24 protein-coding genes and 1 pseudogene are annotated in these 24,662 nt (G+C 71.5%); 10 read left to right on the plus strand and 15 right to left on the minus strand.

Annotated features, from left to right (window positions below):
- The 4 genes and pseudogenes from AB0L33_RS34565 to AB0L33_RS34580 form a co-directional block, all read right to left on the minus strand.
- Positions 1 to 84 (minus strand): annotated as a pseudogene (locus AB0L33_RS34565) (electron transfer flavoprotein subunit beta); the annotation flags it as partial.
- Positions 85 to 285: 201 nt separating this feature from the next.
- A complete protein-coding gene (locus AB0L33_RS34570; protein ID WP_365687672.1) occupies positions 286 to 792 on the minus strand; it encodes a flavin reductase family protein in 507 nt (168 codons plus the stop codon).
- 43 nt (positions 793 to 835) lie between these two features.
- Positions 836 to 979 carry a putative leader peptide gene (locus AB0L33_RS34575; RefSeq protein WP_365687706.1) on the minus strand — a complete coding sequence of 48 codons (144 nt, stop codon included), beginning with the start codon at positions 977 to 979 and terminating at the stop codon, positions 836 to 838.
- A gap of 9 nt (positions 980 to 988) precedes the next feature.
- Complete coding sequence (locus tag AB0L33_RS34580; RefSeq protein WP_365687673.1) at positions 989 to 1,315, minus strand: thioredoxin family protein; 327 nt, start codon at positions 1,313 to 1,315, stop codon at positions 989 to 991.
- Between the two features lie 219 nt (positions 1,316 to 1,534).
- Between AB0L33_RS34580 and AB0L33_RS34585 the strand changes: the two genes are divergently transcribed.
- A complete protein-coding gene (locus tag AB0L33_RS34585) occupies positions 1,535 to 2,257 on the plus strand; it encodes a lysophospholipid acyltransferase family protein (RefSeq protein WP_365687674.1) in 723 nt (240 codons plus the stop codon).
- A gap of 50 nt (positions 2,258 to 2,307) precedes the next feature.
- Here the strand turns inward: AB0L33_RS34585 and AB0L33_RS34590 are convergent, their stop codons facing one another.
- From AB0L33_RS34590 to AB0L33_RS34600, 3 genes are read right to left on the minus strand one after another with little or no spacing between them, the layout of a single operon-like run.
- Positions 2,308 to 3,390 (minus strand): low specificity L-threonine aldolase, encoded by a 1,083-nt coding sequence (locus AB0L33_RS34590; protein ID WP_365687676.1) that lies wholly within the window; start codon positions 3,388 to 3,390, stop codon positions 2,308 to 2,310.
- Positions 3,369 to 4,136, minus strand: coding sequence for an SDR family NAD(P)-dependent oxidoreductase (locus AB0L33_RS34595; RefSeq protein WP_365687677.1), 768 nt, complete (start codon positions 4,134 to 4,136; stop codon positions 3,369 to 3,371). Before AB0L33_RS34595 ends, AB0L33_RS34590 begins: the two co-directional genes overlap by 22 nt.
- Positions 4,137 to 4,162: 26 nt before the next feature.
- Complete coding sequence (locus AB0L33_RS34600) at positions 4,163 to 5,560, minus strand: DUF6421 family protein (RefSeq protein ID WP_365687679.1); 1,398 nt, start codon at positions 5,558 to 5,560, stop codon at positions 4,163 to 4,165.
- A 252-nt stretch (positions 5,561 to 5,812) separates the two neighbouring features.
- On the opposite strand from AB0L33_RS34600, the gene AB0L33_RS34605 reads away from it, so the two are divergent.
- A complete protein-coding gene (locus tag AB0L33_RS34605; RefSeq protein ID WP_365687681.1) occupies positions 5,813 to 6,496 on the plus strand; it encodes a glycerophosphodiester phosphodiesterase family protein in 684 nt (227 codons plus the stop codon).
- Between the two features lie 12 nt (positions 6,497 to 6,508).
- Here AB0L33_RS34605 and AB0L33_RS34610 read toward each other — a convergent pair whose 3' ends face one another.
- Positions 6,509 to 7,063, minus strand: coding sequence for a GNAT family N-acetyltransferase (locus AB0L33_RS34610; protein ID WP_365687683.1), 555 nt, complete (start codon positions 7,061 to 7,063; stop codon positions 6,509 to 6,511).
- 235 nt (positions 7,064 to 7,298) lie between these two features.
- Here AB0L33_RS34610 and AB0L33_RS34615 point away from each other — a divergent pair, with 235 nt between their 5' ends.
- From AB0L33_RS34615 to AB0L33_RS34635, 5 genes are all read left to right on the plus strand, one after another.
- Positions 7,299 to 7,889, plus strand: a complete 591-nt coding sequence (locus AB0L33_RS34615) for a DUF5134 domain-containing protein (protein WP_365687684.1) — start codon at positions 7,299 to 7,301, stop codon at positions 7,887 to 7,889.
- A gap of 86 nt (positions 7,890 to 7,975) precedes the next feature.
- Positions 7,976 to 8,911: a M56 family metallopeptidase gene (locus AB0L33_RS34620; protein ID WP_365687686.1), complete on the plus strand. Its 936-nt coding sequence runs from the start codon at positions 7,976 to 7,978 to the stop codon at positions 8,909 to 8,911.
- 63 nt (positions 8,912 to 8,974) lie between these two features.
- Positions 8,975 to 9,667 carry a phosphatase PAP2 family protein gene (locus AB0L33_RS34625; RefSeq protein WP_365687688.1) on the plus strand — a complete coding sequence of 231 codons (693 nt, stop codon included), beginning with the start codon at positions 8,975 to 8,977 and terminating at the stop codon, positions 9,665 to 9,667.
- An 86-nt stretch (positions 9,668 to 9,753) separates the two neighbouring features.
- Positions 9,754 to 10,455 (plus strand): HAD-IA family hydrolase, encoded by a 702-nt coding sequence (locus AB0L33_RS34630; RefSeq protein ID WP_365687690.1) that lies wholly within the window; start codon positions 9,754 to 9,756, stop codon positions 10,453 to 10,455.
- A 70-nt stretch (positions 10,456 to 10,525) separates the two neighbouring features.
- A complete protein-coding gene (locus AB0L33_RS34635; RefSeq protein ID WP_365687691.1) occupies positions 10,526 to 10,705 on the plus strand; it encodes a hypothetical protein in 180 nt (59 codons plus the stop codon).
- Between the two features lie 140 nt (positions 10,706 to 10,845).
- On the opposite strand, the gene AB0L33_RS34640 is transcribed toward AB0L33_RS34635, so the two are convergent.
- A complete protein-coding gene (locus AB0L33_RS34640; protein ID WP_365687692.1) occupies positions 10,846 to 11,214 on the minus strand; it encodes a helix-turn-helix transcriptional regulator in 369 nt (122 codons plus the stop codon).
- A 149-nt stretch (positions 11,215 to 11,363) separates the two neighbouring features.
- On the opposite strand from AB0L33_RS34640, the gene AB0L33_RS34645 reads away from it, so the two are divergent.
- On the plus strand, positions 11,364 to 11,948 hold the full coding sequence (locus AB0L33_RS34645; protein ID WP_365687693.1) for a YdeI/OmpD-associated family protein: 585 nt from the start codon (positions 11,364 to 11,366) through the stop codon (positions 11,946 to 11,948).
- Positions 11,949 to 11,959: 11 nt separating this feature from the next.
- Here the strand turns inward: AB0L33_RS34645 and AB0L33_RS34650 are convergent, their stop codons facing one another.
- The 6 genes from AB0L33_RS34650 to AB0L33_RS34675 all read right to left on the minus strand — a co-directional run bounded on the left by AB0L33_RS34650 (position 11,960) and on the right by AB0L33_RS34675 (position 19,176).
- On the minus strand, positions 11,960 to 13,039 hold the full coding sequence (locus AB0L33_RS34650) for an aldose epimerase family protein (protein WP_365687695.1): 1,080 nt from the start codon (positions 13,037 to 13,039) through the stop codon (positions 11,960 to 11,962).
- 115 nt (positions 13,040 to 13,154) lie between these two features.
- On the minus strand, positions 13,155 to 14,168 hold the full coding sequence (locus AB0L33_RS34655) for a LacI family DNA-binding transcriptional regulator (RefSeq protein ID WP_365687697.1): 1,014 nt from the start codon (positions 14,166 to 14,168) through the stop codon (positions 13,155 to 13,157).
- Between the two features lie 110 nt (positions 14,169 to 14,278).
- A complete protein-coding gene (locus AB0L33_RS34660) occupies positions 14,279 to 15,343 on the minus strand; it encodes an ABC transporter permease (RefSeq protein ID WP_365687699.1) in 1,065 nt (354 codons plus the stop codon).
- Positions 15,340 to 16,314 (minus strand): ABC transporter permease, encoded by a 975-nt coding sequence (locus tag AB0L33_RS34665; RefSeq protein ID WP_365687700.1) that lies wholly within the window; start codon positions 16,312 to 16,314, stop codon positions 15,340 to 15,342. The genes AB0L33_RS34660 and AB0L33_RS34665 overlap by 4 nt, the downstream gene beginning before the upstream one ends.
- Positions 16,311 to 17,966 carry a sugar ABC transporter ATP-binding protein gene (locus AB0L33_RS34670; protein WP_365687702.1) on the minus strand — a complete coding sequence of 552 codons (1,656 nt, stop codon included), beginning with the start codon at positions 17,964 to 17,966 and terminating at the stop codon, positions 16,311 to 16,313. The genes AB0L33_RS34665 and AB0L33_RS34670 overlap by 4 nt, the downstream gene beginning before the upstream one ends.
- A 121-nt stretch (positions 17,967 to 18,087) precedes the next feature.
- Positions 18,088 to 19,176: an ABC transporter substrate-binding protein gene (locus AB0L33_RS34675; RefSeq protein ID WP_365687703.1), complete on the minus strand. Its 1,089-nt coding sequence runs from the start codon at positions 19,174 to 19,176 to the stop codon at positions 18,088 to 18,090.
- A 511-nt stretch (positions 19,177 to 19,687) separates the two neighbouring features.
- Here AB0L33_RS34675 and AB0L33_RS34680 point away from each other — a divergent pair.
- Both AB0L33_RS34680 and AB0L33_RS34685 read left to right on the plus strand, forming a co-directional pair.
- Positions 19,688 to 22,132 (plus strand): RICIN domain-containing protein, encoded by a 2,445-nt coding sequence (locus AB0L33_RS34680; RefSeq protein WP_365687704.1) that lies wholly within the window; start codon positions 19,688 to 19,690, stop codon positions 22,130 to 22,132.
- Positions 22,133 to 22,279: 147 nt separating this feature from the next.
- The gene (locus AB0L33_RS34685; protein ID WP_365687708.1) at positions 22,280 to 24,550 is read left to right on the plus strand and encodes an AbfB domain-containing protein; all 2,271 of its coding nucleotides are present in this window, start codon (positions 22,280 to 22,282) and stop codon (positions 24,548 to 24,550) included.
- Positions 24,551 to 24,662 lie beyond the last annotated feature (112 nt).

Here is a 24,662-nt window from a genome sequence, read left to right on the forward strand (position 1 = left end):
GTCCAACGTCAGGTCATCGGCGAAATGCCGGTCACCGGTCGCGTCGGGCACGTACTTCACACAGACAACGATCCTCAAGCTCACGCCGGCTCTCCTACTGCATCGTCATTTCCGGGCTGCCTTGTTGCACGCAGCATAGGCGCCTGATGGGGCGTTTTCCGGTCGGGGCGACCGACGCTCCGACCGTCATATTACTCGCCAGTACATCCAGTGTTCGCCCAATGAGCAAGCGCTTTGCACTGTGATCTGCCCAACGCGATCCGCCCGGGAACCCCGGGCGCCGCGTCAGTCCCGCAGCGCGGTGAACCGGCCCTGGTGATAGACGAGCGGCCGGCCTCCGCCGACCCGGTCGCCCTCCACCACCTGCGCGATCACGATGTGGTGGTCGCCCGCCGGGACACGGGCCACGACGCGGCAGACCAGCCACGCCAGCACGTCGTCCAGCAGCGGAACCCCCTCCGGGCCGCTGCGCCAAAAGGTGGACGGGCCGAACCGGTCGGCACCGCTCCGGGCGAAGGTGGCGGCCAGCTCCCGTTGGTGTTCGCCGAGTATGTGCACGCCGACGTGCTCGGCTTCGGCCAGCACCGGCCAGCTGGAGGACGAGGTGCCGACGCCGAAGGAGACGAGGGGCGGCTCGGCGGCCACGGAGGTGAGCGAGGTGGCGGTGAAGCCGACCGGGCGCTCCCCGGCGGCGGTGATCACGGCGACTCCGGCGGCGTGCTCGCGGAACGCGGAGCGCAGGAGGTCCGGGGATGCCGTGCGCGTCTTGCCGAGCCCGGGTGATGCCGTCATGGAGATGTCCTTCTGCGCGTCGGAAATGCGGGGTGGCGGATGCTCAGGCACCCGGACAGCACGCGCCGGCGGTACGGGCGAGGTCGATGTACGCCCGGCCATGGAGAAGGGGATCTGACGGCATAACGTCAGACTGACGATGCGCGGTCGGCGCAGTCAAGGGCGTTCCGGAAGGTGGGAGAAGCATCACGGTCCGTCATATCGCGCGGCCGAGGGCGGCGACGACGTCGACGGTACGGGGCTGCCCCTCGGCCCGGCGGACGATCCGGCCCCCGGCGTCGAGGACCAGGACGGTCGGGGTCCGGCTGATGCCGAGGTCGCGTACGAGCGCGAGCCGCGCCTCCGCGTCGATCTCCACATGGGCGACGCCCTCGACCATTCCGGCCACCTCCGCGAGGGTGCGGCGGGTGGCCCGGCACGGCTGGCAGAAGGCGGTGGAGAACTGGACGAGCGTCGCCCGCTCCCCCAGTTCCGCGCCGAGTCGTGCCGCGTCCAGCCTCTCGGCGCCTGCCTGCCCGTTCACCTTCGGCCTCCCGTCAGAGTTCTACGCAAGGGGTCAGCGTCCGCGACCTCGAGGTCATTCCCGGCCGCCCCACGTGACAAGAATCTCGCGTCCCGGCGCCGCCGGGACTGGCCACCGCGTCGCCGCATGGGGCACGATCGGCGCAATGCCGAAAACCTACGGCTGCGTAACTTCCGCCGGGAGAACCTCCGCGGGCGCTGAAGAAAGGGTCTTCCCCAGATGGCAGAACTCGTCTATCGGCCGGTCATCGGCGCCGCTCGTACGTTTTTCAAGGCGCTCGACCTGAAGATCGACACGCAGGGTTCGGAGCACATCCCGAAGACCGGTGGCGCTGTTCTGGTCAGCAACCACATCAGTTATCTGGACTTCATCTTCAGCGGACTCGCCGCGCTCCCGCAGAAGCGGCTGGTGCGTTTCATGGCCAAGGAATCGGTATTCCGGCACAAGGTCTCCGGGCCGCTGATGCGCGGCATGAAGCACATTCCCGTCGACCGCAAACAGGGCGAGGACGCGTACGCGCACGCGCTGGAGTCGCTGCGGTCCGGGGAGATCGTCGGGGTGTTCCCCGAGGCGACGATCTCGGAGTCGTTCACGCTCAAGAGCTTCAAGTCGGGTGCCGCGCGCCTGGCGCAGGAGGCCGGGGTGCCGCTGATCCCGATGGCGCTGTGGGGTACGCAGCGGCTCTGGACCAAGGGCCGGCCGCGCAGCTTCAAGCGGAATCACACGCCGATCACGATCCGCGTCGGCGAGCCCGTGGAGGCCCCCACCGACCAGTACGCGGGCGCCATCACGCGGCGGCTGCGCGAGCGGGTGCAGGAACTGCTCGAAGCCGCCCAGCGGGCCTATCCGGTCCGGCCGAAGGACGCGAGTGACACGTGGTGGGTGCCCGCGCACCTGGGCGGTACGGCTCCGACGGCGGCCGAGGTCCGCGAGCGCGGCTGAAACGTGTCGCCGGGGCGCGGACGAATCCACGCCCCGGCGACAGCCACGCTCTAGGCGGCGGCCATCTCCTCCTTGAGTGCGAGGAGGAACGCGTCGACGTCCTCCTCCGTGGTGTCGAAGGCGCACATCCAGCGCACGTCCCCGGCCTGCTCGTCCCAGAAGTAGAAGCGGAAGCGCTTCTGCAGCCGTTCGGTCACCGCGTGCGGCAGCCGCGCGAAGACGGCGTTGGCCTGGACGGGGTGCAGGATCTCCACGCCGCCGATCCCGCGCACGCCCTCGGCGAGCCGCTGGGCCATCGCGTTGGCGTGCCGGGCGTTGCGCAGCCACAGGTCGCCGGCGAGCAGCGCCTCCAGTTGCACGGAGACGAAGCGCATCTTGGACGCGAGCTGCATCGACAGCTTGCGCAGGTGCTTCATGGCCCGGACCGCATCGGGGTTCAGGACGACGACGGCCTCGCCGAAGATGGCCCCGTTCTTCGTGCCGCCGAAGGACAGGACGTCCACGCCCACGGCGTTGGTGAACGTGCGCATGGGCACGTCCAGGGACGCCGACGCGTTGGCTATGCGGGCGCCGTCGAGGTGCACCGTCATGCCGTGCCCGTGGGCGTGTTCGCAGATGGCGCGGATCTCGCCGGGTGTGTAGACGGTGCCGAGTTCGGTGTTCTGGGTGATCGAGACGACCTGCGGCATGGCGCGGTGTTCGTCGTCCCAGCCGTACGCCTGCCGGTCGATGAGCTCCGGAGTGAGCTTGCCGTCCTCGGTGGGCACGGTGAGCAGCTTGAGGCCGCCGACCCGCTCGGGCGCCCCGCCCTCGTCCACGTTGATGTGCGCGGACTCGGCACAGATGACCGCGCCCCAGCGGTCGGTCATGGCCTGGAGCGACACCACGTTCGCGCCGGTTCCGTTGAAGACCGGGAACGCCTCGGCGGTGGGCCCGAAGTGGCTGTGCATGACGCGCTGGAGATGGCCCGTGTAGTCGTCCTCGCCGTAGGCGACCTGGTGGCCGCCGTTGGCGAGGGCGAGTGCCGCGAGGATCTCGGGGTGCGTCCCCGCGTAGTTGTCACTGGCGAAACCGCGGACCTGCGGGTCGTGGTGGCGACGCGCGTCGGTCCTTACGGTTGCGGGGTCAGCCACAGGCGCTTTCCGTTCACTTCCGGGGCGGGCCGGTCCCAGACGCCGGCGATGGCATCGGCCAGTTCCTTGACGTCGGTGAAGCCCGCGAACTTCGCATTCGGGCGCTCGGCGCGCATCGCGTCGTGCACCAGTGCCTTCACGACCAGGATCGCAGCCGCGCTGCGCGGGCCGTCCTCGCCCCCCGCCTTGCGGAAGGAGTCGGCGAGGGCGAGCGTCCATGCCTCGGCGGCGGCCTTGGCGGCGGCGTAGGCGGCGTTGCCCGCGGTGGGCTTGCTGGCGCCCGCCGCGCTGGTCAGCAGGAAGCGCCCCCGGTCGCTGCGCAGCAGGCAGTCGTGGAAGGCCAGCGAGGTGTTCTGCACGGTGCGGATCAGCAGCTTCTCCAGCAGCGTCCAGTCGGCGGGGTCGGTCTCCCCGAAGGTGGCGCTGCCGCGCCAGCCGCCCACGAGGTGGACGACGCCGTCGATGCGGCCGAACTCCTTCTCCGTCTTGGCCGCCCATTCCCTGGTGGCGGCCAGGTCGAGCAGGTCGACGGTGTCGCCCGTGACGGTCGCGCCGCCGTGGGCGTAGCGCGCCGCGTCGACGGCTTCGGCGAGCCGGGTGGGGTGGGAGTCCGAGGCGACGACGACGGCGCCCGCCTCCGCGAGGCGCAGCAGCGTGGCCCGGCCGGCCGGACCGGCGGCTCCCGCGACGGCGACCACGGCGCCTTCGAGCGCGCCGTCCGCGTCGCCCGTGCTTGTTCCGTTCATGGTCTCCGCCTCCTTGGGACCTGTGCTCACGCGGCAGCCTTCCCTGCGTCCGAGCCGGTGATGCCCTTGGCCGAGGCGATCACGCTCTTGAGCTTCTTGGAGAGGGCCTCATAGAACATGCTCAGGGGAAACTCGTCCGGAAGCACGTCGTCCACGAGTTTCCGGGGCGGCTGGGAGAGGTCCAGGGCGTCGGGGCCCTTGGCCCAGCGGGAGCCGGGGTGCGGGGCGAGGTAGGTGGAGACGAGGTCGTACGCGGCGAACCAGTGGACCAGCTTGGGGCGGTCGATGCCGTCCCGGTACAGCTTCTCGATCTCGGCGCAGAGCTGGTTGGTGACCTGCGGGGCGCGCTCCCAGTCGATCCGGAGGGTGTTGTCGGTCCAGCGGACGACGTCGTGCTTGTGGAGGTACGCGAAGAGCAGCTGGCCGCCGAGGCCGTCGTAGTTGCGCACCCGCTCGCCGGTGACCGGGAAGCGGAACATCCGGTCGAAGAGCACGGCGTACTGCACGTCGCGGCCGTGCGGGTTGCCCTCGGCCTCCAGCTTCACGGCCTCCTTGAAGGCGGTGAGGTCGCAGCGCAGCTCCTCCAGGCCGTACATCCAGAACGGCTGGCGCTGCTTGATCATGAAGGGGTCGAACGGCAGGTCGCCGTGGCTGTGGGTGCGGTCGTGGACCATGTCCCAGAGGACGAACGCCTGCTCGCAGCGCTGCTGGTCGCTGATCATCGCGCGGATGTCGTCGGGCAGTTCGACACCGAGGAGGTCGACGGCCGCCTCGGTGACGCGGCGGAAGCGGGCGGCCTCCCGGTCGCAGAAGATGCCGCCCCAGCTGAAGCGCTCGGGGGCCTCGCGGACGGCGATGGTCTCCGGGAAGAGCACGGCGGAGTTGGTGTCGTAGCCGGAGGTGAAGTCCTCGAAGGTGATGCCGCAGAACAGCGGGTTGTCGTAGCGGCTGGCCTCCAGCTCCGCGAGCCAGTCGGGCCAGACCATCCGCAGCACGACCGCTTCGAGATTGCGGTCGGGGTTGCCGTTCTGGGTGTACATGGCGAAGACGACGAGGTGCTGGAGGCCGTCGGCGCGCCCCTTGGCCGGCTGGAAGGCCAGCAGGGAGTCCAGGAAGTCGGGGACGTCGAAACCGCTGCCCACCCAGCCGCGCAGGTCCTTCACGAGGGCGCGGTGGTACGCGGCGTCGTGCGGCAGCAGCGGGGACAGTTCCTCGACGGCCCCGATCACCCGCTCCACGGCGGCCTCGGCGAGCGCCGGGGCGGGCGCGCCCTCTGCGTCGAAGTCGATGGAGCCGTCCTTCGACTGCCAGGGGCGGATCTCCTCCACGGCGTTCTTGAGCGCGGGCCAGGCCGGGTGCTCGATCACCCGTGGGGCGGCAGCTATGTCGCCGGATGCGGCATCGTGCACAAGAATTTCCGTCATCACACTTCCTCCACGGGAGAACCTCGCGTCCGTCCACCGTATCCGTGTGCGAGTCCCCGGGACAAGTGGGATTGTGGAAATTATCCTGCCGACCTCCATGGTCACCGTCATTTTTCCTGTGGCGCGCCGCTGCGGCGACTTCTTCGGGGGTTTCGCGGGACGCCGCGGAGCCGGGCCCGCCTCTTCCTCGTACGGCGCTCCGGGGCCACTAGGCTGCCGGGGGAACAGAGCGTCGACGGAAGCGAGCGGGCCTTGTCTTTTCTCACGATCGGTCATCGCGGAGCGCCGGGCTTCGAGCCGGAGAACACCCTGCGCTCGTTCGTCCGCGCCGAGAAGGAGGGCGTGGACCTCATCGAGCTGGACCTGCATCTGAGCAAGGACGGCGCGCTGGCCGTCATGCACGACGCGGAGGTGGACCGGACCACCGACGGAGCGGGTCCGATCGCGGAGAAGACGCTGGCCGAGCTGCGCGCGCTCGACGCGGGCCTCGGCGAGCGGGTGCCCGTCTTCGAGGAGGTCCTGGACGCCGTGCGGTCCCCGCTCCAGGCGGAGATCAAGGACGTGGCCGCGGCCCGCACGCTGGCCCGGGTCATGCACGAACGCGACCTGGTGGAGCGCGTCGAGGTGATCTCGTTCCACGACGAGGCGATCGCCGAGATCGCGCAGCTGGTCCCGGGCGTGCGGACGGCGCTGGTGGCCAGTCGCTGGGGCGGGGACCTGCTGGACCGCGCGAAGGCGGTGGGCGCGACCCGGCTGATCCTCAACATCCGGCGCATCACGCTGGAGCTGGTCGAGAAGGCACACGCCGACGGGCTGACGGTCTTCGGCTGGACGGTCAACACCCAGAAGCAGCTGCGGCTGGCCGAGGGACTGGGGCTCGACGGCGTGACCACCGACCACCCCGACATCCAGCGCGGGGGCGGCGCCCCCGCCTGACGGCCCCGACGGTCAGGCGTCCAGCTCCTTGACCAGCAGCTCGAAGGCCAGGTCGTCGCGCTGCGGGATGCCGAAGCGCTCGTCGCCGTACGGGAACGGGGACAGCTTGCCCGTACGGCGGTAGCCCCGGCGCTCGTACCAGGCGATGAGCTCCTCGCGGACGGAGATCACGGTCATGTGCATCTCGCGCACGCCCCAGCTCGCCCGGACGGTGCGCTCGGCCTCGGCGATGATCACCTTGCCGAGGCCGGCGCCCTGGAGCGCGGGACGGACCGCGAACATGCCGAAGTACGCGGCCTCGCCGCGGTGCTCCAGCTGGCAGCAGGCGACGGGCGCGCCGTCGCGCTCCACCACGAGCAGTCGGCTGCCCGGGCTCTCGATCACCGCGCGCACGCCCTGCGGGTCGGTGCGCTGCCCCCGGAGGATGTCCGCCTCGGTGGTCCAGCCGGTGCGGCTGCTGTCGCCCCGGTACGCCGACTCGATCAGCTCGACGAGTGCGGGGATGTCCGCTTCGGTGGCGTCGCGGAACGTCAGCTCTGCCGTGTCCGGGGGCGGGGCGGTGTCCATGGCGGGTGTCTCCGGATTCTGTGCGGGGGCGGTGCCGGAGCAGCGTAACTCCGAGGGCGGCGACGGGGCTCCCGGCGGCCCTCACGGGGCGCGCGGGGGGGCCGCATGCCGGGCGCGTCGCGGAAACACTCCCGTCGCACGCTCCCCCTGCACCTCCGTGCGCCGCGTACGGGTGTCCGGGCCCGGGCATCTACTGGTCGACGGCGATGTCGTTCGCCCGGGGGGGAGGGCCGCTGTGCACGGACCGGCGATGTCCGGATGGCTGCTGATGGCGTTGTGCGCCGTGACGGGCTCGTACTGCCTGTTGCGCACGCGTACGGGAAGCGCGGAGGAGCGCAGAGCCGCGCGGGCCGAGGCGCTGATGGGCTTCGGCATGGCCGCGATGGCGATCCCGGCGGCCGTCGCACCGCCCGCGTGGGGGTGGGAGGTCTACGCGGTGTTCTTCGGGATCGCGGCGCTGCGGGCGCTGTGGTTCTCCCGGCGCAGCGGACACCATCTGCACCATCTGGTCGGCTCCGCCGCGATGGTCTACATGGCGGTGGTGATGGCCCGGGCCGGGGCGGGCGGGCACGGTGCCGGCCACGGCTCGCACGCGACGGGGGCCCACAGCATGGCCGGCGCGGGCGGCATACCCCTGCTCACAGGGCTGCTCCTCGTCTACTACGCGGTGTACGTGCTGCGCTCGGGCGCCCGGCTGGTGCCGGTGGCCGCGGCGGCCACCGGCGGCGGGCCCTCGACCGGGGGCTGGGGCGCGCGCCCCGAGCTGGCACTGGCGTGCCGGCTCACCATGGGCATAGCCATGTTCGCGATGCTGCTCACCCTGTGAGACGGGCAGGCCCGCGTTCCGTGGTGTGCGTCACTTGGCGTGCGGAGCCATACCCGTGTGTGGCGCGGCCCTCATAGGCTGACGCCATGTGGGTCTCCCTAGCGCTGCTGCTGCTCGGTGCACTGGCCGCCGTCGTGACCCCGCGCCTGATGGCGCGGGCCGAGTGGCCCGAGCGCGAGCCGGTGGTGGCGCTGTGGGTGTGGCAGTGCGTGGTGGCCGCGGTGCTGCTCTCGTTCGCCCTCTCCATGACGTTCAGCGCGGCCGCCGCCTGGCAGGCGGTACGCGGCCATGTCTTCGCACCCGCGCCGCACGCCGTCGTGGAGGCGTACGCGCTGGCGGGCCACGGGGCCTGGTCGGCCGTGCTGGCGGTGCTGCTCGCCCTGGGCGGGGTGTGGACGGCCGCCATGCTGGCCCGCGAGATCCACCGGGCGCACCTGCGGCGCAAGCGGCGGCGGACCGAACTCCTGGTGCGCGCCCCGCTGATGCCCGGCGAGGAGCCGGGGGCAGGGCGTCTCGTCGTGCTGGAGGGTGAGCGCCCCGATGCCTGGTGGCTGCCCGGGTCCGCGCCCCAACTCGTCATCACCACGGCCGCGCTGGGGCGGCTGAAGGGCCGCCAGCTCGACGCGGTCCTGGCCCATGAGCAGGGCCACGCGCAGGCCCGGCACGACTGGCTGCTCAACTGCTCGGAGGCGCTGGCCACCGGTTTCCCGCAGGTGCCGGTCTTCGCGGCCTTCCGCAACGAGATGCACCGGCTGGTCGAGCTGGCGGCCGACGATGTGGCCTCACGCCGCTTCGGCCGGCTGACCATCGCCCTCGCCCTGGTCGAACTCAACGAGGACCGGGGCGTGTTCGGCCCGTCCTCGGCCGTGGACGCGGAACTCCCGCTGCGGGTGAACCGGCTGCTGGCCCCGGCGGGCAGGCTCACGGCCGGACGGCGGCTGCGGCTGACCGCGGCGGCGGCCCTGGTGCCCGTCGTCCCGCTGCTGGTGGCGTTCGTCCCGGGGCTCAGCGCGCTGAAGTAGCGAACGGGCTCTCCGGGCGCGGTGGAATGGCCTGAGGGGCTGCCGGTCGGCGAGGATCGTGCCATGCACATTCCGCTGCTCTCCCCCGTCGGCCGGGTCAGCGCCGTTTCGCGCCTCTCACGGGCGGGTGCGGTCTGCGTGGTGCTCGGCGGTGCGGTGACGGCGCTGGTCGCCGCCCGGTGGCGGCCGCTCGTGGACCTCGACGCGCGCATCGCGGAGGCGCTGCACCGGCGGGCGGTGACCGAGCCCGGCCTCGTCCATGCCAACCGGTTGCTGACGGATTGGCTGTGGGACCCGTGGACCTTCCGGGCCCTGATCGCCGTCGCGGTGGTGGTCCTGTGGTGGCGCGGAACCCGGACGCTCGCGGTGTGGGTGGCGGGGACGACGTTGTTCTCGGCGCTCGTGCAGCAGGGCGTCAAGGCCGCCGTCGGGCGGGACCGGCCGCAGTGGGCGGACCCGGTGGACTCCGCCCACTACGCGGCCTACCCCTCGGGGCACGCGATGACGGCGACGGTGAGCTGCGGGCTGCTGCTGTGGCTGCTGCATCGGTCCGGGGTGCGGCGCGGGCCGTGGCGTGCGGCGGTGGGGGCGGCGGCCGTCTCGGTGCTCGGCGTCGGGCTCACCCGGCTGTACCTGGGCGTCCACTGGCCGTCGGACGTCTTGGGCGGGTGGCTCATGGGGGCCGCGCTGACCGCCTTCGCGATCGTGGGCTTCGACCGCTGGTGCGCCGCCGCGCCCGCGCGCCGGAGGCCCTGACGCGCCGGGGCCCTGGCGAGGCGGGGTCCCGGTCGCCGGACAGGCGGCCTTGCCCGGGCCCGGCCGGTTCGGCGAGGATCGGTGCCATGCGGATCAAGGGTGCCCTCTTCGACTTCTCCGGGACGCTGTTCCGGATCGAGCCGGTCCGTTCCTGGCTCGCCGCGACCCTCGCCGAGCGGGGGGTGCGCGTGGACGAGGCCGCCTTCGAGCGGTACGCGACGGAACTGGAGGCGTTCGGCGCGCTGCCCGGCGGTCCCGGCCCGAAGCGGATGCCCGAGGAGCTGGCGGACGGCTGGGCGCACCGCGACGAGAGCGCCGAGCTCCACCGCGCGGTGTACACCGGCCTGGCCCGCCAGGTCGCCCTGCCCGACCCCGGTCTCTACGACGCGCTGTACGACCGCCATCTGCGCCCGGACGCCTGGCGCCCCTATCCGGACGCGGCGGAGGTGCTGGAAGGGCTGCGAGCGGCCGGGGTCCGCATCGGGATCGTCAGCAACATCGGCTGGGACCTCCGCCCCGTCTTCCGCGCGCACGGCCTGGACCGCTACGTGGACGCGTACGTCCTCTCCTTCGAGCACGGCGTCCAGAAGCCGGACGCACGCCTCTTCCGCACCGCCTGCACACTTCTCGGACAGGATCCGGCGGATGTGGTGATGGTCGGCGACGACCGGGACGCCGACGGCGGGGCCGCCGCGCTGGGCTGTGCGGTGCGTTTCGTACGCCACCTGCCGGTGGATGAACGGCCCGACGGGCTGCGGGAGCTCGGACTGACCGAGAAGGTTGCCTGAGACACATGTGAGAGATGTCCCTGACGCGCAATGGGTCCGATTGTCACATCGTGGCCTTAGCCTGGAGGACATGTCCCCGACTCAGTGCCCGTCCGATTCCGTACGCCCCGCAGCAGTGGTGAATGAAGACATTCGCGACCTGTGGCGGCGTTCGGGCGGCCACCTGTCCCCGGAGGACGAGGAGCAGTATCAGCGTCTGCTGGTCGAGTGGGCCGCGGCGACCGGAGGCGGCGAACGCCCGGCGTTCTGAGACGTCCCGGCTCCGGCGATCCCCTGCGTCGCCGGAACCGGTCCGTGGCGGGGGTACAGCATGTCCCGTCCCGGCTGATCGGTCAATGAAGTACTACGGTCCGTGACACGACCGGGTCGCAGGGTGACGAAGCCGCCGCCTCAGCGCTCACCGAGGCGGGCCGCCTGGCGGGCCGCCGCTTCGAGGACGCGGTCGAGCAGGCCCGGGAACAGCGCGTCGAGGTCGTCCCGGCGCAGCCCGTTCATCTTGGCCGTGCCCCGGTAGGTCTGCTGGACGATGCCGCTCTCGCGCAGCACCCGGAAGTGGTGCGTGGAGGTGGACTTGGTGACCGGCAGATCGAAACAGGAACAGGTGAGCTCGTCCTCGGCGGCGGCCAGTTCGCGGACGACGCACAGCCGCACCGGGTCGGAGAGGGCGTGCAGGACCGCTTCGAGCCGGATCTCCTCACGGGCCGGATGGGGCAGGGTGCGGGCGCCCGCTGCCGGGTCGGCGGTGCTGGCAGGGGTCACGGTCGCTCTCCGTATCGTCGCTCCGTCCGGGGCTCCCATACTACGAGGCTCATCGTAGTTGGCCGTATAGGACAGGAACTGTCCTGAAGGACCCTTAGCGTGGGACTGTGCCGGACGACAGGACCGGCCCCGGAACGGGAGGCGCAGTCATGACGAGCACGGCGGGGATCCTGGACGACGCCCTGGCGTTCGCGAGCGCCGGGGATCTCGAAGCCTGGCTGGAGCGGCACCACGCCGACCGTGCCGGGCTCTGGATGAAGATCGCCAAGCAGCGCTCGGGGGTGCCCTCGGTGACCGTCGACGAGTACACCGACGTCCTCCTCTGCTACGGCTGGATCACCGGGCAGCGCAGGTCCTGCGACGAGGTGTACTACCTCCAGCGGATCACGCCGCGCCGGCCGCGCAGCGTCTGGTCGCTCGTCAACGTGGAGAAGGCCGAGGCGCTCATCGCCGCCGGGCGGATGCGCCCGCCCGGTCTCGCGGAGATCGAAGCGGCGCGCGCGGACGGGCGGTGGGAGGCGGCGTACCCCTCGCAGAGCCTGGCGACCATGCCCGCCGACCTCGCGGACGCGCTGGCGGCGGACGGGGCTGCGCGGCGGTTCTACGACGGGCTCGGCAGGTCCGACCGCTATCTGGTGCTCCTGCGCCTGATGACGGCCCCGTCGCCCGAGGTCAGGGCGGCCCGCCTGGGAAGGGCGGTGGCCGCCATGGCCTCGGGGCACAAGGTCGTCTGAGGAGCGCCCCCTCACACCTGCGGGGCCTCCAGGTGCGGGAAGCGGTACTCGGTGCGGCTGCGGAACCGCTCCCCGGGGCGCAGCACCGTGGACGGGTGGTCGGGCCGGTTGGGCGAGTCGGGGAGGTGCTGGGTCTCCAGGCAGACGGCGCTGTGGCGCTCGTGGTGGCCGCCGTCCGGGTCGGCGAGGGTGCCGTCCAGCTGGTTGGCGGTGTAGACCTGGATGCCCGGTTCGGTGGTCCACACCTCCATGACGCGCCCGCCGCCGGGTGCCGTGAGGCGGGCGGCGCGGCGGGGAGCGGCCGGTGCGTCCGCGCCGTCGAGGACCCAGCAGTGGTCGAACCCGCCCGCCCGGCGCAGCTGTTCGTGCGGCAGGGCGACCCGGTCCGCGAGGGTCTGCGGCCCGGTCAGGTCGAAGGGGGTGCCGGCGACGCGCTCGGCGGGGCCCTCGGGGATGCCCTCCTCGTCCACGGGGAGGTAGTGCCCGGCGTCCACCTGGAGGGTGTGGCCGAGGATGTCGCCCCGGGCGGTCAGGTCGAAGTACGCGTGGTTGGTGAGGCTGACGACGGTGGCGCGGTCGGTGGTGGCCGCGTAGTCGAGCGCGAGGGTGCCGGCCGCGTCGAGGGTGTAGGTGACCGTCACGTCCAGCGCGCCGGGGAAGCCCATGTCGCCGTCGGGGCTGTGCAGCGTGAGCCGCAGGACGGCCGCCTCGTCCGTGGTGCTGGGTTCGGCCGACCAGACCCGGGTGTGGAAGCCGTCGGGCCCGCCGTGCAGGGCGTGGCCCCGGTCGGTGGCGGGGACCTGGTGCTCCGCCCCGTCGAGGGTGAACCTGCCGTGCGCGATGCGGTTGGCGTAGCGGCCGACCAGGGCGCCGAAGAACGGGTTCTTGCCCGTGTAGTGGTCGAGGGCGGGCAGCGAGCGGACGACCGAGGCCGGGGTGCCGGCGGTGTCGGGCACGGTGAGCCGGTGCAGGATGCCGCCGTAGGTGAGGATCTCGGCCCGGACTCCGGTGCCGGAGTCGAGCGTCCAGATGTCGACGTTCGTGGACCCGTGGGCGCCGAACGGTTTGCTGTGCACGGTGGGGCGAGGCATCAATGATCCTTGGGGCGATCGGAAGGTCGGAGCGGCCGGACGGGCGGGCCGTGGGCGGCGGACTCCCCGGGGGTGGCGGGGAGCCCGGCCGGTGGCCCAGGGGGTGTTGTGCCGGTCAGGGCCGGGGAACGGTGGATTCGCGGACGACGAGCCGGTAGCCGGGCCGGGGCCGCCTGGGCTCCGCCACCGGTTCGCCGGAAAGGCGCTCGACCAGGCTGTCGACGGCGAGTTGGGCGATGGCCTCCTTGTCGGGCGCCACGGTGGTGAGCGTGGTCGCGCCGTAGAGGCTCTCCTCGATGTCGTCGAAGCCGACGACGGCGACGTCCTCGGGGATGCGCAGGCCGCGGGCGGTCAGGGTGCGCATGGCGCCGATGGCGATGAGGTCGTTGTACGCGAAGACGGCGTCGGGCCGCTCGCCGCGGTCGAGGAGCGCGGCCATGGCGGACGCCCCGTCCTCGCGGCCGTAGCCGTCGGTGACGACGACCAGCGCCTCGTCGGGCTCGATTCCGGCGGCGGCCAGCTCCTCGCGCCAGCCGCGCAGCCGGAGGTGGGCGGGCTGGCGTTCGCGGCCCGTCCGGGAGCCGAGGAAGGCGATCCGGCGGTGGCCGAGCTCGATGAGGTGGCGTACGGCCTCGCGTGCCGCGGCGACGTTGTCGATGGCGATGTGGTCGTACGGGGCCTCGTACTCGCGCTCGCCGAGCAGGACCAGGGGCGCGGTGTCGGTGCGCGCCATCAGGTCCTCGGTCTCCAGATGGATCGGGCTCATGATGAGCCCGTCGATGACGTGGGACCGGAACCCCTGGCTGACGAGGAGTTCCTTCTCGCGCAGCCCCGCGGTGTGGTCGACCAGCACGGTGTAGTCGTGCCGGGCGGCGGCGTCGACCACCGCGCCCGCCAGCTCCGCGAAGTACGGGTTGCCGAACTCGGGGACGGCGAGCGCGATGATCCCGGTGCGGCCCTTGCGCAGATGACGGGCGGTGAGGTTCGGCCGGTAGCCGAGCTCGTCGATGGCCTGCTGCACCTTGGCGCGCATCTTCGGTGTGACGTGCTGATAGTTGTTCACCACGTTCGACACGGTCTTGATGGACACGCCCGCCCGTTGTGCAACGTCCTTGAGGCTGACGCCCACGGCACTCCCCTGAATCGACTTGTCGCGCGGTGAGGCGCGGTGGCCCGGCTCCCGCCGGTTCGGCTCGATCGGCTCGAACGGTGCCGGGGCCGTGGGGCCCCGGCACCGGTTCAGGTGGTTCTGCGGCTGCGCGCCAGATAGCGCTGGGCCACGACGACAACGATAAGGAAGCCGCCGCTGACAACCGACTGGTACGAGGAGTTCAGCGAGCCGATCTGGTTGATCAGGTTCTGGATGACCTGAAGGAGCAGAACGCCCCAGAGCGTTCCGCTGATGGAGCCGGCGCCGCCGATGAGGAGGGTGCCGCCGATCACGACGGCGGAGATCGCGTCGAGCTCCATGCCCACGCCGAGGATGGTGACTCCGGAGGAGAGCCGGGCGGCGTTCAGCGCACCGGCCAGCCCGGCCAGCAGTCCGCTGAGCGTGTAGACGAGCATCTTCGTACGGGCGACGGGCAGGCCCATCAGGGTGGCGGCGTCACTGCTGCCGCCGACGGCGAAGATCGACTGCCCGAACGAGGTGCGCTGGAGGAGGAGTCCGCCGAGGCCGAACAGCGCGAGGGCGATGAAGATCGGGTAGCCGAAGCCCCAGATGGCGCCCTGGCCGAGTTCGGCGAAGGCCGAGTCCTTGGGCACCAGGTAGGTGGTGGCGCCCTCGTCCGTGATCGCGAGGAGCAGCCCGCGCGCCCCGAGGAGGGTGGCGAGCGTGACGATGAACGGGGCCATTCCGGCGCGGGCCACCAGGAAGCCGTTGAGCAGGCCGATCGCGCCGCACACCACGAGGGGGACCAACAGGGCGGGCAGGACGCCCCATTGGGAGGCCCAGGCGGCGAGCACCCCGCCCAGGGCGAAGACGGACCCGACGGAGAGGTCGATGCCGCCGGTGATGATGACCATGGTCATCCCGAGCGCGACGACGGCCAGGAACGATGCCTGGACGGTCACCCCGCGGGCGTTGTCCAGGGTGGAGAACGTCGTCGGGTAGATGCAGGACGCGACGATCACGACCGTCAGGAGGACGACGAGCACGCCCTGGCGTTGCAGGAGTTCGGCGATCCGGCCGCCGGTCGTGCGCGGCGATCCGGCACCGGGCACCGGCCTGGTGGCGCCGGACGCGGCGGGGGTCTTGCGCGGGGCCGGGGCGGAGGCCGCCGGGGCAGGTGAGGTTTCGTTCATCGGGACCGACGCTCCCGGGCGACGTAGACGGCGGCGATGATGATGGCCGCCTGGGCGATCTGTGCGGTGGAGTCGGGCAGGTCGTGCTTGATGAGGGTGGCCCGCAGCAGCTGCATCAGCAGGGCGCCGGCGACGGTGCCGAGGACCCGGATGGAGCCGCCGTTGAGCGGGGTGCCGCCCACCACGACCGCCGTGATGGCGGAGAGTTCCATGAGGGTGCCGAGCGAGGAGGGGTCGCTGGCGGTGAGCCTGGCGGTGGCCAGGACCCCGGCGAGGGCGGCGAGGACCCCGCAGAGCATGTACACCCCGATGAGCACCCGCCGCACGGGCAGTCCGGCCAGGGCGGCGGCGGAGCGGTTGCCGCCGATGGCGACGACCTGGCGGCCGAAGGTGGTCCGGGTGACGAGGAAGGCGACGGCGACGGCGAGGACTCCGGCGATCAGGACGACCAGCGGGATGCCGAGGAAGGAGCCGGTGCCCAGGGAGAGCAGGTCGGGGTTGACGATCTGCTTGAGCTGGCTGTCCGCCATGACCAGGGCCAGGCCCCGGCCGCCGACGAACAGGGCGAGGGTGGCGACGATCGGCTGCAGGCCGACCAGGGAGACCAGGGTGCCGTTGACCGCTCCGACGAGGGCGCCGGCGAGCAGCGCCATGACGAGCGCGGGGACCAGTCCGTAGCCGAGGTAGAGCGGCAGCAGCGCGGCGGCCAGGGCCATGGTCGAGCCGACGGAGAGGTCGACGCCCTCGGTGCCGATGACGAGCGCCATGCCGAGGGCGACGATGACGATCGGGGCGACCTGGACGAGCTGGGTGCGCAGGTTGTCCACCGTCATGAAGTGCTCGGTGAACAGGGCGTTGAAGACGAGGACGACCGCGACGGCGAGGTAGACGCCGTACTCCTGGTACCAGGCGGGGTCGCGCAGCCGGGCGAGCGGCCGGGCTGCGGGGGTGGTGACTGCGGCCTGGGTCATCGGGGGTCCTCCTTCGCTGCCGGCGCCTTGTCCGCGGCTGCCGGTGAGTGGTCGGCGAGCACTTCGAGCAGATGGCTCTCCGCCACCTCGTCGCCCGCCAGTTCGCCCGCAACCGCTCCGCCGCGCAGGACGACGATCCGGTCGGCGCCCTCGATCAGTTCCTCGATGTCGGAGGAGATGAGCAGAACGGCCAGGCCCTCGCGGGCGAGGTCGTCGATGAGGCTCTGGACCTCGGCCTTGGCTCCGACGTCGATGCCCCGGGTGGGTTCGTCGAGGAGCAGGACCTTCGGTTCCAGGCAGAGCCAGCGGGCCAGCAGCACCTTCTGCTGGTTGCCGCCGGAGAGCTCGCCGACCTTCTGCTCGGGGCTCGCCGCCTTGATCCTGAGTCGCTTCATGAAGATGTCGACAATGCGGTCCTGCTTGGCGCGCGAGACGATGCCGGCGCGGGACAGCCGGGGCATCGCGGCCAGCACGATGTTCTCGCGGACCGAGAGGCCGGGCACGATGCCCTCGGCCTTGCGGTCCTCGGGCAGGAGGCTGATCCCGGCCCGGATGGCGCCCGCCGAGGTGAGGCGGCGCAGGGTGCGTCCGGCGATGCTGACCTCGCCGGAGTCCAGGGAGAGCGCTCCGGCGATGGCCTTCGCGGTCTCGCTGCGCCCGGAGCCGAGGAGTCCGCCGAGCCCCATCACCTCGCCCGCGTACAGGTCGAGGGATATGTCGTGCAGCTGGTGGTCGCGGGAGAGGCCGGTGGCGGTGAGCACGGGGGTGCGCGCGGCCTCGTGGCCCTCGGAGCCGAAGTTGGTGAGCCCTTCGCGGCGCACCTCGGCCATGTCGCGGCCGAGCATCATCGAGACGAGCTGCATCCGGTCGAGGTCGGCGAGGTCGCCGGTGTGGATGTGCTTGCCGTCGCGCAGGACGGTGACCCGGTCGCAGATCCGGTACAGCTCGTCCATGCGGTGGCTGACGTAGAGGACGGCGATGCCGCGGCCGCGCAGGTCCTCGATGACCCGGAAGAGCGTCTCGACCTCGCGGGGCTCCAGCGAGGAGGTGGGCTCGTCCATGATGACGACCTGGGCGTTCACGGAGACGGCGCGGGCCATGGCGACCATCTGCTGGGTGCCGATGCCCAGGGTGTGCAGGGGGCGCTTCGGGTCGACGCGGACGCCGAAGCCGTCGAGCAGTTCGCTCGCCTCGCGGTACATCCGGGGGAAGTCGATCAGACCGAAGCGGTTCTTGGGTTCGCGGCCGAGGAAGATGTTGCGCGCCACGCTCATCAGCGGGACGAGGTTCACCTCCTGGTAGATCGTGGAGATCCCGGCCTCCTGCGCCTCGAACGGCCGCGAGAAGGTGACCTGTTGGCCGGCCAGCCGCAGCTCGCCCTCGTCGGGGCGGTAGACACCGGTCAGCACCTTGATGAGGGTGGACTTCCCGGCTCCGTTCTCTCCCACCAGGGCGTGGGTCTCGCCTGCGCGCAGGGAGAAGGAGACGCCGTCGAGGGCGACGACGCCGGGGAACCGCTTGCTGACCGAGCGGGCCTCCAGGACGGCGGGTGCCGCGCCGGGTCCGTCCACGAGGGCCGTTCCGGTCGTGCTGCTCTCCTTCGCTTCTGCGGCCGGCTCCGGCGGCTGCGGTACTGCTTCGGGTGGTGCCATGGCTGGTCTTGGCCTTCCGCTCTTCCAAGGATGGGGGCCCGGGGGGGGCCGCCGCGACGGGGAAGCGCCGCGGCGGCCGTGAACCGACGGAGCCGGTACGGGCAGGTGGGGCCGGCTGGGATCAGAACGCGTTGCCGACCGTGGACTTGGCGTTGGCCTCGTCGTAGGCGCGGTCGCTGATGATGACGTTCTCGGGGATCTCCTCGCCGCCGTAGAACTTCTGGGCGGTCGCGAAGGCCAGCGGACCGAAGCGCGGGTTGGACTCGATGACGGCGTTGTACTCGCCGTTGACGATGGCCTGGACGGCGTTGCGGGTGCCGTCGACGGAGACGATCTTGATGTCCTTGCCGGGCTTCTTGCCCGCGGCCTTGACCGCGGTGACGGCGCCGAGGCCCATCTCGTCGTTCTCCGCGTAGATGGCGGTGATGCCGGGCTTGGACTGGATCAGCTGCTCGGTGACCTGCTGGCCCTTGTCGCGGGCGAACTCGCCGGTCTGCTGGGCGACGATCTCCATGTCGGGGGCCTTGGCCTTGAGCTGGTCCACGAAGCCCTTGGTGCGGTCGGTGGTGACGTTGTTGCCCGACGAACCGAGGAGGATGGCGACCTTGCCCTTGCCGCCGGTCGACTTGATCATCGCGTCGGCCGCGCGCTTGCCCTGCTCGACGAAGTCGGAGCCCAGGAAGGCCACGTAGTCCTTGCAGGCGGTGGCGTTGAGCTTGCGGTCGACGGTGAGGACCGGGACCTTCTTGGCGGCGGCGGCCTTGAGGGCCGGCTCCAGGCCGTCGGAGTTCAGCGGGGCGACGATGAGGAACTGGGCGCCCTGCGCGAGCATGTCCTGGATGTCGCTGATCTGCTTGGACAGCTGCGACTGGGCGTTGGTGGTGAGCAGCTTCTTGACGCCGATCTTCTTGGCCTCGTCCTTGATGGACTGGGTCTCGGCGATACGGAAGGGGTTGGCCTCCTTCTCCGACTGGGAGAAGCCGACCACCGCGTTCTTCAGGTCGAGCTTCGGCGCGCCGTAGCTCTGCAGCGAGCAGCCCGAACCGGACGAGGACTCGGGGGTCTTGGCCGCCTGCGCCGCCTGGCTGCTGTCGCTGCTCGCGTTGTTGTCCGAGCCCTCCGACTTGGAGCAGCCGGAAACGGCCAGCGTGGCGGTGGCGGCGAGGACGCAGGCCACGGCGAGGGTACGGGATCGACGCTGGATCATCATGCGCGGGAGCTCCTTGGCGGGATGACGGCACGCCGAAGGGCGTGCGGTCGGTCATGGCTGGACGATGCATCGGCCGCTGCGCGGCGGCTGATGTCACTGCACTCACGGCCCCGCTAGGAGACGGCCCCTAGCTGCACAAACTGCGGTCGTGAGAGCCTGCGCGGCCTCTCGGCGGCTCGGTTTACAACGTTATATAGGCGGTGCGGCGCAGGCGGCAAGAGCGTTGTCGATGCGTTTCCAAAATGTGTCGGAGCCACTTCGGGCTCGCGCGGCGGCCGGACCCGGGCGATGCCGCCGCCCCTCTGGACAGCCGCCCGACGGCGTGCTGTCATACCGCCGGAACCCCATTTTCCAACGTTGCAGAAAAGTGCCACGCCCTCCGCCCGGATCGCGACGGCACCCTTCGCCGCGCGCGCGGCCGGTCCGCACAGCCGCACCACGGTGACGCCCCCTCTTGTCATGCGCATTCCGAAGCTGGATCCCGTGTCCGGCAGAGCAGGAGCCCTCGCCCATGCCCCTGAACCGCAGGCAGCTCATGACCGCCGCCCTCGCGACCGTCGCCGCCACCACCGCGGCCGGCCGCTGGTCGGCCACCGCGACCGCCGCCGAGCACCGGGTGCGGCCCGCGCACGGCGGCCACTACTCCCCCAATGCCGCGCCCCTGCATCCCACCGCCTTCCTGAAGCTCCCGCCCGGCCAGGTCACCGCGCGCGGCTGGCTCGCCGGACAGCTGAAGCTCCAACTGGACGGTCTGTGCGGCCGGTACGAGGAGTTCTCGCACTTCCTCGACTTCTCGGCCACCGGCTGGGTCCGCCCCGAGCTCGGCGGCTGGGAGGAGGTCCCGTACTGGCTGCGCGGCTACACCGACCTGGCGATCGTCACCGGTGACGCGAAGGCGCTGGCCTCGGTGCGCCGCTGGTTCGACGCGATCCTGGCCACCCAGCAGCCGGACGGGTTCTTCGGCCCGAAGGCGCTGCGCACCTCTTTGAACGGCGGCCCGGACTTCTGGCCGTTCCTGCCGCTGGTGCAGGCACTGCGCTCCTGGCAGGAGTACACCGGGGACGCCCGGATCATCCCCTTCCTGAGCCGGTTCTTCCGGTACATGAACACCCAGGGCCCCGGCGCCTTCAACACCAGCTGGATCGCCCTGCGCTGGGGCGACGGCCTGGACAGCGTCTTCTGGCTGTTCAACCGCACCGGCGACACCTTCCTGCTCGACCTCGCCGACAAGATCCACACCTACGGTGCCGACTGGGGCGACAACCTGGTCAACCCGCACAACGTGAACATCGCCCAGGGCTTCCGCGAACCCGCCCAGTACGCGCTGCGCAGCGGGTCGGCGCAGGACACCCGGGACACGTACGGGACGTACGGCAAGGCGATGGACCAGTACGGCCAGTTCCCCGGCGGCGGGTTCGCCGGTGACGAGAACGCCCGCCCCGGGCACGGCGACCCCCGCCAGGGCTTCGAGACCTGCGGCATCGTCGAGTTCATGGCCAGCCACCAGCTGCTGACCCGGATCACCGGCGACCCGCTGTGGGCCGACCGCTGCGAGGAGCTGGCGTTCAACTCGCTGCCCGCCTCGCTCGACCCGTCGGGCAGGGCGATCCACTACATCACCAGCGCCAACAGCGTGGACCTGGACAACGTGCCCAAGTCGGAGCGCCAGTTCCAGAACGGGTTCGCCATGCAGGCGTTCCTGCCGGGCGTCGACCAGTACCGCTGCTGCCCGCACAACTACGGCATGGGCTGGCCGTACTTCACCGAGGAGCTGTGGCTCGCCACCCCCGACGGGGGCCTGGCCGCCGCCATGTACGCCGCCTGCGAGGTGACGGCCAAGGTCGCCGACGGCACCGAGGTCACGTTCACCGAGGAGACGGACTACCCCTTCACGGACGCGGTCACCCTCACCCTGAAGGCCCCGAAGCGGCTGGCCTTCCCGCTGGTGCTGCGCGTCCCGGCCTGGTGCGACGCCCCCGAGATCACGGTCAACGGGCGGCGCGTGGACGCCCCGGCCGGTCCCGCCTTCACCCGGATCGACCGCACCTGGGCCGACGGGGACCGGGTCACCCTGCGCTTCCCGCAGCGCACCACCGTACGCACCTGGACGGACAACCGGGGCTCCGTCAGCGTGGACCGCGGCCCGCTCACGTACTCGCTGCGCATCGGCGAGACGTACGAGCGCATCGGCGGCAGCGACCAGTTCCCCGAGTACGCGGTCCACGCGACCGGCCCGTGGAACTACGGGCTCGTCCTGGACGCGAAGAAGCCCGCCGCGTCCCTGCGCCACCACCACGCGCGCGGGGCGAAGGCGGCCAACCCCTTCACGCTCGACGGCACTCCGCTGTCCATCACCGCGAAGGCGCGCCGCATCCCGGAGTGGACGGCCGACGACGAGCACGTGGTGGCCCCGCTCCAGGACTCCCCGGCCCGCAGCACCGAGCCCGTGGAGGAGGTCACCCTCGTCCCGATGGGGGCGGCGCGGCTGCGCATCACCTCGTTCCCGACCGTCGAACCGAACGCGGAACCGTGGCTCGCGGACCGCTGGTACCGCATCCGCAACCGCCACTCCGGCAAGGTCCTCGGCGTCGACGTCATGTCCACCGCCAACAGCGCGCACGTCGTGCAGTTCGGGGACACGGGCACCGACGACCACGACTGGCGGCTGGTCGCGGAGGGCGACGGCTGGTACCGCATCCGCAACCATCACTCGGGCAAGGTCCTCGGCGTCGACAACATGTCGATGGACGACAGCGCCCACGTCGTCCAGTTCGACGACAACGGCACCGACGACCACCTCTGGCAGCTCGTCCCGGACGGCGACGGCTGGTACCGCATCCGCAACCGCCACTCCGGCAAGGTCCTCGGCGTCGACAACATGTCCAAGGACGACAGCGCCCACGTCGTCCAGTTCGACGACAACGGCACCGACGACCACCTCTGGCAGCTCGTCTGATTCCCGGCGCTCCGCGCGCCTCCCGTACCGCTCCCGGACCCGGGGGCCGAACCGAATCAAGGAGACGAACCCGTGAGCCGTTTACCAGTCCCCCGCCGAAGGCCGTGGTGGAGACGGGCGATCGCGACGACCGGCCTGCTGGCGCTGGTGTCCTCCGCGCTGGTCGGGGCCGGCGCCGCGCCGGCCGGCGCGGCGTCCTGGACGCCCAGGACGCCGCCGATGACGACGCCCTGGACCAACCAGGTCCCGGTCGACAAGCCGCTGCCCGAGTACCCGCGCCCGCAGCTGACCCGGTCCGACTGGGCCAACCTCAACGGCATCTGGGACTTCGCGGTGACCGGCCGGGACGCCGGGCAGCCCTCGTCGTGGCCGGAGCAGATCCGGGTGCCGTTCGTGGCCGAGTCCGCGCTCTCCGGCATCCAGCGCAGGATCACCGAGAACGACAAGCTCTGGTACAAGCGCGCCTTCACCGTGCCGTCGAACTGGAACGGCCGCCGGACCGTGCTCAACTTCGGCGCGTCCGACTGGCAGACCACGGTCTGGGTGAACGGCACCCAGGTGGGCGCGCACACGGGCGGATACGACTCGTTCTCGTACGACATCACGCCGCAGCTGAACGGTGGGACGAACACGATCGTCGTGTCCGTCTACGACCCCACGCAGACCGGCGGCCAGGCGGTCGGCAAGCAGCGCATCAATGATGTGCAGCCGCACAGCGGGGGCGGGATCTTCTACACCGCGGCCTCCGGGATCTGGCAGACGGTGTGGCTGGAGCCGGTCGCCGCCGCGCACATCACCCGGCTGGACATGACGCCGGACCCGGGCACCAGCACCCTGCGGGTGAAGGTGCAGGCCGACGCGGCGTCCGGGCGTACGGCCAGGGTCACCGTGTCCAGCGGCGGCACCGTGGTCGGTTCGGCCCGCGGCACGGTCGGCTCCACGGTCTCCGTACCGGTGCCGGATACGCACCTGTGGACTCCGGACGACCCGTTCCTCTACGACGTCAGGGCAGAGCTGCTCGACGGATCGGCGGTGACGGACTCGGTCGGCAGCTACACCGGCATGCGCTCGATCGCGATCGCGAAGGTCGGCAACATCCTGCGACCGGTCCTGAACGGCAAGTTCGTCTTCCAGACGGGCACCCTGGACCAGGGCTACTGGCCGGACGGCATCTACACGGCGCCGACCGACGCCGCCCTGAAGTCGGACCTCCAGGCCCACAAGGACCTCGGGTTCAACATGGTCCGCAAGCACATCAAGGTCGAACCGCAGCGCTGGTTCTACTGGGCGGACAAGCTGGGGCTCCTGGTCTGGCAGGACATGCCGGCCATGGACACCGGCAAGTCCCCGGGTCCGGCGGCCCGCACCCAGTGGGAGGCCGAGTTCCACGCGGTCATCGACCAGCACCGCAGCTCGCCGTCGCTGGTCATGTGGGTCGCCCAGAACGAGGGCTGGGGGCAGTACGACCAGGCCAGGATCGCGGACGAGGTCAAGGCGTACGACCCGAGCCGGCTGGTCGACAACATGAGCGGGGTCAACTGCTGCGGCTCGGTGGACGGCGGCAACGGGGACGTGGTGGACAACCACATCTACGTCGGCCCCGGCAACACCGCGCCGACCGCGACCCGGGCGGCCGTCCTCGGTGAGTTCGGCGGCCTCGGCTACAAGGTCCCGGGGCACGAGTGGTTCCCCGGCGGCGGCTTCAGCTACGAGGACCAGCCCAGCACGTCCGCGCTGAACGACCGGTTCACCGGGCTGATCGACGGCATCCGGGTCGGCCAGCTCCCGGCCGGCCTGTCCGCCTCGGTCTACACCGAGATCACCGATGTGGAGAACGAGGCCAACGGGCTGCTCACCTACGACCGCCAGGTCGTCAAGGTGGACACGGCCCGGGTGCGGGCCGCCAACCAGGCCCTGATCAACGCCTCGAAGAACCCGGCCCCGCCGGTGTCCCTGCCCACCGGGGGCTACAAGTCCCTGCGGGTCACCACGCCCGGCTACACCAACAGATACCTGCGCCACCAGGACGGGCTGGCCTTCACCGAGGTGGTCGACGGCACCAGCGGCTCGCTGCTGAAGAACGACGCCACCTGGAAGATCGTGCCGGGCCTGGCGAACGGCAACTGCTACTCGTTCGAGTCGCGCAACTACCCGGGCGAGTATCTGCGCCACCGGGACTTCCGGGTCCGCCGGGAGGCGAACGACGGGTCCGCGCTGTACCGGGCCGACGCGACCTGGTGCGCGGTCGCCGGCTCCGGCGGTGTGCGACTGACCAGCGCGAACCTGCCGGGCAGCTATCTGCGGCACATCAAGTCGGAGGTGTGGCTGGCCACCCCGGGCGGCGGCCACGACTGGGACGACCCGGCCACGTTCACCGAGGACACGACCTGGGCGGTGGAGGCGCCCTGGGCACCCTGAGTCGCGCACCGGGGCCCGGCGGGCGTGCCGGCCATCAGGCCCGACATGGCCTGGTGTATCTGGCGCCGCGTCATGCCTGACGCGGACCCCTCGGTCGGACCGGCGGCGCCGG

Origin of the sequence: Streptomyces sp. NPDC052299 (genome assembly GCF_040679335.1) — a bacterium.
GTDB lineage: Bacteria > Actinomycetota > Actinomycetes > Streptomycetales > Streptomycetaceae > Streptomyces.

What these genes read in the sequence shown, in the direction of transcription:
- AB0L33_RS34575 (WP_365687706.1), bottom strand. Translation starts at nt 979, where the DNA reads ATGCTTCTCCCACCTTCCGGAACGCCCTTGACTGCGCCGACCGCGCAT.
- AB0L33_RS34620 (WP_365687686.1), top strand. Translation starts at nt 7,976, where the DNA reads ATGTGGGTCTCCCTAGCGCTGCTGCTGCTCGGTGCACTGGCCGCCGTC.
- AB0L33_RS34670 (WP_365687702.1), bottom strand. Translation starts at nt 17,966, where the DNA reads ATGGCACCACCCGAAGCAGTACCGCAGCCGCCGGAGCCGGCCGCAGAA.
- AB0L33_RS34665 (WP_365687700.1), bottom strand. Translation starts at nt 16,314, where the DNA reads ATGACCCAGGCCGCAGTCACCACCCCCGCAGCCCGGCCGCTCGCCCGG.
- AB0L33_RS34610 (WP_365687683.1), bottom strand. Translation starts at nt 7,063, where the DNA reads ATGGACACCGCCCCGCCCCCGGACACGGCAGAGCTGACGTTCCGCGAC.
- AB0L33_RS34660 (WP_365687699.1), bottom strand. Translation starts at nt 15,343, where the DNA reads ATGAACGAAACCTCACCTGCCCCGGCGGCCTCCGCCCCGGCCCCGCGC.
- AB0L33_RS34585 (WP_365687674.1), top strand. Translation starts at nt 1,535, where the DNA reads ATGGCAGAACTCGTCTATCGGCCGGTCATCGGCGCCGCTCGTACGTTT.
- AB0L33_RS34600 (WP_365687679.1), bottom strand. Translation starts at nt 5,560, where the DNA reads ATGACGGAAATTCTTGTGCACGATGCCGCATCCGGCGACATAGCTGCC.
- AB0L33_RS34595 (WP_365687677.1), bottom strand. Translation starts at nt 4,136, where the DNA reads ATGAACGGAACAAGCACGGGCGACGCGGACGGCGCGCTCGAAGGCGCC.
- AB0L33_RS34635 (WP_365687691.1), top strand. Translation starts at nt 10,526, where the DNA reads ATGTCCCCGACTCAGTGCCCGTCCGATTCCGTACGCCCCGCAGCAGTG.
- AB0L33_RS34675 (WP_365687703.1), bottom strand. Translation starts at nt 19,176, where the DNA reads ATGATGATCCAGCGTCGATCCCGTACCCTCGCCGTGGCCTGCGTCCTC.
- AB0L33_RS34645 (WP_365687693.1), top strand. Translation starts at nt 11,364, where the DNA reads ATGACGAGCACGGCGGGGATCCTGGACGACGCCCTGGCGTTCGCGAGC.
- AB0L33_RS34625 (WP_365687688.1), top strand. Translation starts at nt 8,975, where the DNA reads ATGCACATTCCGCTGCTCTCCCCCGTCGGCCGGGTCAGCGCCGTTTCG.
- AB0L33_RS34570 (WP_365687672.1), bottom strand. Translation starts at nt 792, where the DNA reads ATGACGGCATCACCCGGGCTCGGCAAGACGCGCACGGCATCCCCGGAC.
- AB0L33_RS34680 (WP_365687704.1), top strand. Translation starts at nt 19,688, where the DNA reads ATGCCCCTGAACCGCAGGCAGCTCATGACCGCCGCCCTCGCGACCGTC.
- AB0L33_RS34630 (WP_365687690.1), top strand. Translation starts at nt 9,754, where the DNA reads ATGCGGATCAAGGGTGCCCTCTTCGACTTCTCCGGGACGCTGTTCCGG.
- AB0L33_RS34650 (WP_365687695.1), bottom strand. Translation starts at nt 13,039, where the DNA reads ATGCCTCGCCCCACCGTGCACAGCAAACCGTTCGGCGCCCACGGGTCC.